Annotated in this window: 2 protein-coding genes; one reads left to right on the top strand and one right to left on the bottom strand. The window is 43.8% G+C overall.

Going from position 1 to position 1727, the window contains the following annotated elements:
* Nucleotides 1–51 precede the first annotated feature (51 nt).
* Nucleotides 52–1095 carry a nucleotidyltransferase domain-containing protein gene (locus tag PSI17_RS16690; protein WP_273553030.1) on the bottom strand — a complete coding sequence of 348 codons (1044 nt, stop codon included), beginning with the start codon at nucleotides 1093–1095 and terminating at the stop codon, nucleotides 52–54.
* 353 nt (nucleotides 1096–1448) lie between these two features.
* Between PSI17_RS16690 and PSI17_RS16685 the strand changes: the two genes are divergently transcribed.
* Nucleotides 1449–1727: IS630 transposase-related protein (locus PSI17_RS16685; RefSeq protein WP_273553029.1), on the top strand; the 279-nt coding region annotated here is incomplete at its 3' end.

Genomic DNA, 1727 nt, shown 5'->3' with positions numbered 1-1727 from the left:
CGGATACCTTGTATCCGCATTCGTTCAAGTGAGTAAGAATTGCTGAATAATTCATGCGCCTTGCGATGTCCCCACTACTCCGGCAAATGCAAAAACCGTTTTTACAGCAGCAGACGAGGCAGATGAGGTTGCTGCGCACTCAGGAAAATCTTCACCAAATACACTGCGTAGCAACTCACACTGTTTGGACTCTTGCTCTTCATCAGCAACCTTATCTAGTGTTTTTAAAAGTGCACTCATTTTGTTACGGAACTGGGTACCTGTTGCAACGCTGCTGTTATGGAAAATGTCCCTGGAAGGGCTTACTGGAAGCGTAGCTTCGACCCTGTATTTATCCACATCAACCATAGAGAAATAGCTACGGTAGTTAAGAATGTGGTTAATTGTCGATCGCAGTGCAGAGAGGTCATCTGGAAAGCCCTCATCATTAATTGAAGAGTTGAACGACTCCTTAACCATAACTGCAATACCAATGGAGTAAATTTTGCGACGAACATCCTCGCTAAAAGTGAAATTTCTCCAACGCTTAAGGTATCTGACAATACGCCGGTACTGATCATGCTTCTTCGAGGCATGTGCTTCATCAGCGTCGTACTCATTCACCCAGTCGATAAGTTCACGGGGAGCTGCTCTGGCCCACTCACGATTATCCTCATCTGAGTGCCTCTTACCGACAGCCAGTTCGTACTGGCCGTTATCGTACTTACGGTAAATTGGTATATCGATGTGAAGATCATCGGCCTTGTAATCAGCAGTAACACAAGGTTTTTTGATTTTAGCGTTTTTGAAACCCCGATTTTCGAGCACTTCCAGAACAGCAAGCTTAGGTGTAATAGGGTTTTCCGGGGCCAGCCCCGCTTCAATAACAATTGCACGGTCGATATCGAAATCCTCCCCTTTTTCACGGATACCAGTGCTGGTTGCTAAAGACCCCTGAATGAAATCCTCAATGACTGGATATCCGTCCCCTTTGAACCGTTCAACGATATCGGAAGTAATGCTATCGTCCTTGAGGCGGGCCGTTGTGTACTCCTGGTCCTTCCTTCCTAACTTGATAACATCGTGAAAATTCTTAAATTTGTTTTGAAGACTCATACTGACCCTGCATTTGTTGTGAATAAAATCTGAACTGGGGCCGCTTCGCTTGATTTCAAGTAGCAGGATAAAAATTTAATCTGATTCTGATTTACATGATAAATAGTTCGCATTTATAACTATTACACCGCTTCCAAATGGACTTTATCTGATGCGTTTTAAATCGCCACAGCTTTGGTAGACATTACCGAGACAATTAAAGATGGCTAAAATTGTACAAGTGGCGCAAAGCGCTAACTTCCGCTTCTCGCGCATAGCCGACCGTCAGATTTAATCGTGCCTTACCGTAGTATACAGCAGAATCATAATACTATGTCATAATATCTACATTCCAATGACAAGGCAGAGTTGAAATGAGTTACAGTCTGGATTTCCGAAAAAGAGTACTGGCATACAAGGACAAGCATTCGTTGACTTTCGAACAAACGAGTGCCCACTTTGAGATCGCTATCCGCACTTTGTTTCGGTGGAGCCACAAAATAGAACCCTGTGTAACCCGTAATAAACCACCCACGAAAATCAGTGATGAGACGCTCCTTATTGATGTCCAAAATTATCCTGATGATTATCAATGGGAAAGAGCAAAACGTCTGGGTGTCTCACAGTCAGCTATTCATTACGCGTTGAAGCGG

Source organism: Xenorhabdus sp. IM139775, assembly GCF_028598745.1.
Taxonomy (GTDB): Bacteria; Pseudomonadota; Gammaproteobacteria; order Enterobacterales; family Enterobacteriaceae; genus Xenorhabdus.
This window is presented reverse-complemented; position numbering and strand designations above follow the sequence as displayed.

Bases quoted from the DNA above. Each gene is read 5' to 3' on its own strand.
- PSI17_RS16690 (WP_273553030.1), bottom strand. From the start codon at position 1,095: ATGAGTCTTCAAAACAAATTTAAGAATTTTCACGATGTTATCAAGTTA.